Annotated in this window: 7 protein-coding genes; 5 read left to right on the forward strand and 2 right to left on the reverse strand. The window is 39.7% G+C overall.

The genetic code is table 11. The features are described 5' to 3' along the window. Positions 1-108: 108 nt before the first annotated feature. The 4 genes from fabZ (at position 109) to H140_RS15495 (ending at position 3,996) form a co-directional block, all read left to right on the forward strand. Complete coding sequence (fabZ, locus tag H140_RS0106985; protein ID WP_026348915.1) at positions 109-606, forward strand: 3-hydroxyacyl-ACP dehydratase FabZ; 498 nt, start codon at positions 109-111, stop codon at positions 604-606. Between the two features lie 281 nt (positions 607-887). Next, complete coding sequence (gene lpxA / locus H140_RS0106990) at positions 888-1,667, forward strand: acyl-ACP--UDP-N-acetylglucosamine O-acyltransferase (RefSeq protein ID WP_019672949.1); 780 nt, start codon at positions 888-890, stop codon at positions 1,665-1,667. Between the two features lie 689 nt (positions 1,668-2,356). Continuing rightward, on the forward strand, positions 2,357-3,847 hold the full coding sequence (locus H140_RS0106995; RefSeq protein WP_019672950.1) for a sodium-dependent transporter: 1,491 nt from the start codon (positions 2,357-2,359) through the stop codon (positions 3,845-3,847). Next, the gene (locus H140_RS15495; RefSeq protein WP_019672951.1) at positions 3,844-3,996 is read left to right on the forward strand and encodes a methionine/alanine import family NSS transporter small subunit; all 153 of its coding nucleotides are present in this window, start codon (positions 3,844-3,846) and stop codon (positions 3,994-3,996) included. Before H140_RS0106995 ends, H140_RS15495 begins: the two co-directional genes overlap by 4 nt. Positions 3,997-4,306: 310 nt before the next feature. On the opposite strand, the gene asd is transcribed toward H140_RS15495, so the two are convergent. Next, positions 4,307-5,452, reverse strand: a complete 1,146-nt coding sequence (asd, locus tag H140_RS0107005) for an aspartate-semialdehyde dehydrogenase (RefSeq protein WP_019672952.1) — start codon at positions 5,450-5,452, stop codon at positions 4,307-4,309. 296 nt (positions 5,453-5,748) lie between these two features. Between asd and H140_RS0107010 the strand changes: the two genes are divergently transcribed. Continuing rightward, positions 5,749-6,855: an endonuclease/exonuclease/phosphatase family protein gene (locus tag H140_RS0107010; RefSeq protein WP_026348916.1), complete on the forward strand. Its 1,107-nt coding sequence runs from the start codon at positions 5,749-5,751 to the stop codon at positions 6,853-6,855. A 34-nt stretch (positions 6,856-6,889) separates the two neighbouring features. Here the strand turns inward: H140_RS0107010 and H140_RS0107015 are convergent. Continuing rightward, positions 6,890-7,178: transposase (locus H140_RS0107015; RefSeq protein ID WP_019672954.1), on the reverse strand; the 289-nt coding region annotated here is incomplete at its 5' end.

Consider the following 7,178-nt stretch of genomic DNA (forward strand, 5'->3'; position numbering starts at 1 on the left):
TAACCTTAATATCTGATGTAAGGATGAGCAATGAGCAAAAGTTCGGATAGTTTACGCCAGGCCGCATCGCCAGCAGCCCAGCCAAGAGGTTGGTCAGATGAGTGGCTGATGAGCGCTGAAGACGAGCAGTTTTTAACACAAACCTCAGTGCGTATGCCAATGGCGTTTGATCAGTTAAAAAGCTATTTACCGCATCGTTATCCTTTCATGTTGATAGATAGAGTCACAGCCTGCTGTCCAAATACTTGGATTACAGGTTATAAAAATGTTTCTTTTAACGAGCCGTTTTTTCAAGGCCACTTCCCTGAAGAGCCCATTATGCCTGGAGTATTGATTGTTGAGGCATTGGCACAGTTGTCTGGTATTTTAGCATTTATTTCAGAGGGTATTACTGCTGAAGACGGGCATTTGTTTTTATTTGCAGGGGTTGACAAAGTTCGTTTTAGAAATCCTGTAATACCAGGAGATAGGTTGACCTTAAAATCTGAGCTGTTGTTAGTCAAACGTAATATATATAAGTTTGATAGCCGTGCTTTTGTTGATGATACATTGGCTGCTAGTGCGCAGTTGATGATTATTCGCCAAGACAGAGTGCCCAGGATATAGGAGCTGTATGGAATTGATTTATAGTATTAATAAATGAACTCTATACAGCACCTAGTGTCGCACTTTAGGTAAATTAAATAAAGAGGAACAATAAGCTCAGAAAGACAAGCTTTAAAATTATTTTATATTCATAAACCCATTCTTAACATATTAAAGCTTCTTGTGAGTTGGTACTAGTAGTCTAGAAAAGTAGCACTTTTTATTAATACAAAGTACTAGGCTAAAGTCATAGCTTTCGTTATGAGTTAAGAATGAGGTATTCATTTTGACAGGTTACGTTAATGACACAAATTCACCCCACAGCTATCATTTCAGACAGTGCTGAAATACATGAGACAGCGGTAATAGGTCCATACTGTATCGTTGGGGACTATGTCACTATTGATGCTGGTACCGAATTGTTTCGCCATGTGGTGGTGACAAAAAATACCCGCATTGGTAAAAATAATAAAATATATCAATTTGCTAGCATCGGAGAAGACTGCCAAGACTTAAAGTATCAAGGCGAAGAAACGTGGCTGGAGATCGGAGATAATAATTTAATACGTGAATCCTGTAGCTTTCATCGAGGTACCATACAAGATAAAGGGGTAACCACGATAGGCAGTGGTAACTTGTTTATGGTTAATACTCATATTGCCCATGATTGTGTGATTGGTGATGACAATATATTAGCCAATAATGTCGGTGTCGCTGGTCATGTGCATATCGGTAATGGTGTCATTGTTGGTGGTCAAGCAGGCGTACATCAGTTTTGCCGTATTGATGATTATAGCTTGGTTGGCGGAGGTAGTGTTATCCTAAAAGATGTGGCTGCCATGACCTTAGTTTCTGGGAACCCTGCAAGTGCTCATGGATTAAATATTGAAGGTATGCGTCGTAAACAGTGGCCTAAGGAGACAATAAACACCTTACGCAGTGCTTATAAGTTGATATTTAGATCTGGTAAAACCACACAGCAGGTTATTGCCGAGCTGACTGATGAGTTTTTGCCACAAGAGCCAAAGGTACAATTGCTTATTGATTCGCTGGTTAATAGTACTCGTGGAATTACCAGATAGTATATAGATCAGCAATCTACTAGAGTGACTAAAGGGCTAGGGATCTAGCCTAGTTAAGCCTAATGTCGTAGTGCATATACTTGGCGTCTGGTAACCATATTAAAATTAGAGCGTTATGCCTGTGCAAATAGGGCTAAATTGAAAAAGCTAAATTGCTATTAAACACATGAGGTGAGTGTAAAACAGACCCAATATAAACTCAGCTAAACCACTTATTTTGAATGATATCATTAAGGCCATAACTAAAAGTTATGGCTTTTTTATTTTATAGTTTCTTGACTTTTACCGCTATATGAAACAGACTATTTTGTAATTAGATGTAAATTAATATTACAATCAAGTGACTTTTTTATTGTTCTTAATAAACAAGTTGCTTATTATCGTGTTAGTTCTATCCATATTCGATTGAAAGATAGGTCTTGTTTGGTTAAAAGATAGGTTATGTTTAACTGACAGACGGGCGCTGGATGAAGCGGTAATTAGGGTATGTTTTCAATTTATACGATGCTTTTTAAGGAAGTTGAAAATAGCTAAATGTTATTTTTTCTACCATTTTCAATATAAAGATATGCCCTAGATAACATCTAAAAATAAAATTAAGGTTTCATTTAATCTTGTTTGGCTCATTAAGCTAGCTAAGTATTGGTTTAATGAGCAAGCTTTTAATAATTAAGGAGTCTGATGTGTCTATGCAGTCAGAAAAAAGGGAAAACTGGTCTAGTCGATCAGGCTTTATTTTAGCAGCGGTAGGTTCTGCGGTAGGATTAGGAAATATTTGGCGTTTTCCTTATGTCGCTTATGAAAATGGTGGTGGTGCGTTCTTAATTCCCTATTTAATCGCATTGTTAACAGCAGGGTTGCCTTTATTATATTTGGACTATGTCATTGGTCAGCGTTTTAAAGGTGCACCACCAACAGCTTACAAGCGTTTAGTGAAGTCAGCAGAACCTATTGGTTGGTGGCAAGTATTGGTCGCCACTGTGATAGCCATTTATTACGCCAGTGTCTTAAACTGGGCGGGTAACTTCATGCTGTTCTCTTTTGGGCAACAGTGGGGTGAGAACCCTGAAGAGTTCTTCTTTAACGCTTATTTGCAAAATGCCGATGGGGTGCTATTTGAAGTTGTACCTCATCTATTTATTGGTTTGGTAATCGTCTGGGCTATTGCATTATTGATTTTATATGGTGGAGTAAAAAGAGGACTTGAAATAGCCAACAAGATATTTATTCCGTTATTAATGCTGACTTTTGTTTTACTGGTTATTCAAGCTGCCCGCTTACCAGGCGCTATTGATGGTTTAAATGCATTTTTTACCCCAAGCTGGTCAGCAATGAAGAGTCCAGAAGTTTGGTTGGCCGCTTATGGACATATCTTTTTCTCCTTGTCTATTGGCTTCGGTATTATGGTGACTTTCGCCTCTTACTTAAAGCGTAATGCCAACTTAACTGGATCTGGTTTGGTAGTTGGACTGGCTAACTCATCATTTGAGCTATTAGCGGGTATTGGTGTTTTTGCAGCGCTAGGTTATATGGCACATGCAACGGGCTCACCTATCTCTGAAGTAGTAGGCGGTGGTATTGGTTTGGCGTTCATTGCCTTTCCAAAACTAATCTCAACCTTAGGTTCAAAGGGTGATTTAGTTGGCTTCTTATTCTTTGGCTCATTAGTATTTGCTGGTATCAGCTCGATGGTCAGTATTTTAGAGGTGCCAATTGCTGCCTTTAAAGACAAATTTGGTTGGTCACGAAATAAGTCGGTTACTGTGGTTGGCGGTGTGAGTGCTATCATTTCTATCGCACTGTTTTCATCAAAAAGCGCCATTACCTTTGTTGATATCATTGATAATTTTGCTAACAATATTGGTATTGTGGTGGGTGCAATCTTATCTATTATCTGGATTACTTGGTTCAATCGCCGTTTAATTCCACAGCTGACCCAACATATTAACGCAATTTCGAGCTTAAAAGTAGGTAAGCTTTGGGTGTTCATGCTGTCTATTGTTACTCCATTATCTTTGATTGTTGCACTGGTAATGACGTTAAAATCATTATTAACAGAGGGCTATGGTGGCTACTCAGTGATGACCCAAATTATTTATGGTTGGGGTGTGGTCGCAGTCTTTGCCATCGGTGCCTTGCTATTTACCTTTATGAAAAGAAAAAAAGGAGAGTCTAAATGAGTTCATCAGCGATTGCGTTAATGATCTTTGCCATGTTAGCAATATGGGGAGGACTGATATTGGCTATCATTCATCTTATTAGACACCCTGATGTGCCGATGGATGATGTATCAGGTGAATATGTACAGGGTGATGAGCCAACACACTAACGAGCCAAGGTATTAGTGATTTGCTATATTCACAGCCATATAAAAGAGTTACAGTATAAAAGAGTTATAGTATAAAAGAGTTATAGTATAAAAGAGTTACAGCGTTAACCTCGTTTAGCCTACTTCAGTAGTACTTGAGTAGAACTTGCACTCGGTTGCCTTGCAACTCATTTATCTGACTACAACTATATACCGAGAGTTAATGACTCTATTGAGTATGGCAAAAGCCCCAACTGTTTAAAGCTGGGGCTTTCTTATTTTACAAAATGCTACTTAATACGCATCACAATAGGTGTGCTTTGAGCAAAAATTAATGCTGACTTTTTTGAATGATATTCAACATACGGCGCAATGGCTCAGCAGCGCCCCATAGAAGCTGATCACCAACTGTAAATGCACCTAAGTATTCAGGTCCCATATTTAGCTTACGTAACCGACCTAGGGCGACAGTCAATGTGCCTGTTACTGCAACAGGCGTTAGGCGCTGCAAGGTGGCTTCTTTGTCATCTTCAACAAAGTCTAACCACTCATTACCACTATTTTTTAGAGCTTGTTCGATTTCTTCAAGAGGGATGTCTTTTTTCAGTTTAATAGTTAGGCCTTGGGCATGACAGCGCATTGAGCCAACACGGACACAGATGCCGTCAATAGGAATGATGTCATCGCCTGTATTATTTAGGATTTTGTTGGTTTCAACCCCACCTTTCCATTCTTCACGTGACTGCTTATTTTCAAGTTGGCTATCAATATAAGGGATCAAGCTACCTGCTAGCGGCACGCTAAAGTATTGCGTCGGAAAGTCACTGCTGCGCTGAGTATCAGCAATTTTTTTGTCAATGGCTAGGATGGCGCTGGCAGGATCTGCTAATTCGTCCGCTACGGCATCACGTAAAATGCCCATGCCATTGATCAGTTCGCGCATATTATTGGCACCTGAGCCGCTAGCAGCTTGATAAGTCATGGCAGATACCCACTCAACCCAACCACGGTTGAAAAGCTCGCCAATTGCCATCAGCATCAATGATACAGTACAGTTACCACCGATAAAGTCTTTGGTGCCGTTTTGTAAAGCGTTATCAATGACTGATCGGTTCACTGGATCTAAGATAATGACACTATCTTGTTGCATACGCAGACTGCTCGCTGCATCGATCCAATAACCATTCCAACCAGATTCACGCAGAGAACCATGTACAGCCGTAGTGTAGTCGCCTCCTTGACAGGTGATAATGACATCGCAGGCACTCAGTGCGTCAATGTCGTGGGCATCTTTAAGCTTGGCACTGGCGTCAGTATGTTTGACACCATCAAATGTTGGTGCATCACCACCTGCATTGCTGGTTGAAAAGAAAATAGGTGTGATATTAGAAAAGTCATTTTCTTCTACCATACGCTGCATGAGGACTGATCCTACCATGCCACGCCATCCAACAAGACCTACTTGTAGCTGACTCATGAAAATACCTCTTATGTAGTGAACGAATTATTCATTATTTAACCGTTAAGTTAAGGAACGCCCTTATCTTAAATCCGTTTTTGCTTTAGTATTGATACAAACCAAAAAACTTAACAAACTTAGTTTTTATTAAAGTATTAGTTTTTATTAAAGTAATTGTTAAAGTAAAATATACCACTATAAAAAACTAATAATTTGCACAACCAATTACCTTGCCTTGATATGCGACAAAAAGCAATAGGCGGTTGCTAATTTTTAATATTTTTTTTAGTGATATCAATATTTGTCGAGGTGTTATGCTTGATTTTTTATATTTGATGACTCAAATCTGTGCAGGCATAGTTGTTTTTGTTACTCTCTGGGGCTGGTTGCCATTAGATCATTGGTGGGTACGCGGAGTAGATTTTCCCAGGATTCAGATTTTAGTGCTGGGCGTGCTAAGCTTGCTATTACTGCTTATCCTAACTCCAGTGTGGCAAACTACACAGATAAGTTTGCTGGTGGCATTAGTGGTTGCTATTGGTTTTCAGCTGTGTATGGTTCTACCTTATACTCGATTGTGGCCAAAGCAGGTGCGACAAGCTAAGCTGATGGACAATCCGCTACAATTAAGCCTAATGGTTTCTAATGTATTGACTCCTAATAATGACACTCAAGCCTTGGTCGATTTGGTACAGAAAAAGCAGCCTGACATTCTCATCACTTTAGAGTCAGATCTTAGGTGGCAACAGGCGCTAGAAGTCATTGAAGCTGATTATCCCTATACAGTAAAAGTGCCTTTGGATAATCTGTATGGAATGCATTTATACTCAAAGCTTGAGTTGGTAGAGCCGCAAGTGAAGTATTTGTTAATGGAAGATATTCCCTCCATTCATACCCAAATACGTCTGTCAAATGATAAGCTGGTTTGGCTGTATTGTTTGCACCCAATGCCGCCCAGCCCCACAGAAGCTGAAAAATCAACCACACGTGATGCTGAGCTATTATTAGTGGGGCGTCACATCAAGGCCAACCAACAAGTGGCGATTTTGGCAGGTGATCTAAACGATGTTGCTTGGTCAAAAACCACTCGTATGTTTCAGCGTATTTCTGGCTTATTAGATCCTAGGGTTGGGCGTTTTTTTATCAATACCTTTCATGTTGATTATCCCTTTTTGCGCTGGGCATTAGATCATATTTTTCACAGCCCCTGCTTTACTTTAGTTGATATTGAGCGCTTACCTTCGATAGGATCTGACCATTTTCCAGTGCTCACCACTTTACAATATGAGCCATGTGCGCATTCTGAACAAACACAAAATGCAGTCAGCGCTAGCGAGCAGGATAAACAAGACAGCAAACAAAAGATCATCGAAGGTAAGCAAGAAGCCAAAAAAATTGCAAAAGATAGTGAATATACATAGTGATAGCTAAATTATACCAATTCTATAAATAAACCTATAAACCAATCCAATCACGAGAGGTTATAGACTGAATGAGCTCGGGCTTGGAACAAAGTCTATTCCAAGCCTTGCAAGCAGCATTAACAATAGCCTCATAACCATCAAAACACCTATTGGATAACCAATGTTGTTTCAAATACGACCACACCTGTTCAGATGGATTTAACTCAGGTGAATAAGGGGGTAATTTAAGCATCGTCACATTATGTAGGTTTAAACTTGGTTGATGCCATAGAGCACCATCCATAACAACCACAGCATGACGACCCTCTGGCACAGCATGG

The sequence above is a fragment of the Psychrobacter lutiphocae DSM 21542 genome (assembly GCF_000382145.1).
GTDB lineage: Bacteria > Pseudomonadota > Gammaproteobacteria > Pseudomonadales > Moraxellaceae > Psychrobacter > Psychrobacter lutiphocae.

Bases quoted from the DNA above. Each gene is read 5' to 3' on its own strand.
- H140_RS0106995 (WP_019672950.1), top strand. From the start codon at position 2,357: ATGCAGTCAGAAAAAAGGGAAAACTGGTCTAGTCGATCAGGCTTTATT.
- H140_RS15495 (WP_019672951.1), top strand. From the start codon at position 3,844: ATGAGTTCATCAGCGATTGCGTTAATGATCTTTGCCATGTTAGCAATA.
- lpxA (WP_019672949.1), top strand. From the start codon at position 888: ATGACACAAATTCACCCCACAGCTATCATTTCAGACAGTGCTGAAATA.
- H140_RS0107010 (WP_026348916.1), top strand. From the start codon at position 5,749: ATGCTTGATTTTTTATATTTGATGACTCAAATCTGTGCAGGCATAGTT.
- asd (WP_019672952.1), bottom strand. From the start codon at position 5,452: ATGAGTCAGCTACAAGTAGGTCTTGTTGGATGGCGTGGCATGGTAGGA.
- fabZ (WP_026348915.1), top strand. From the start codon at position 109: ATGAGCGCTGAAGACGAGCAGTTTTTAACACAAACCTCAGTGCGTATG.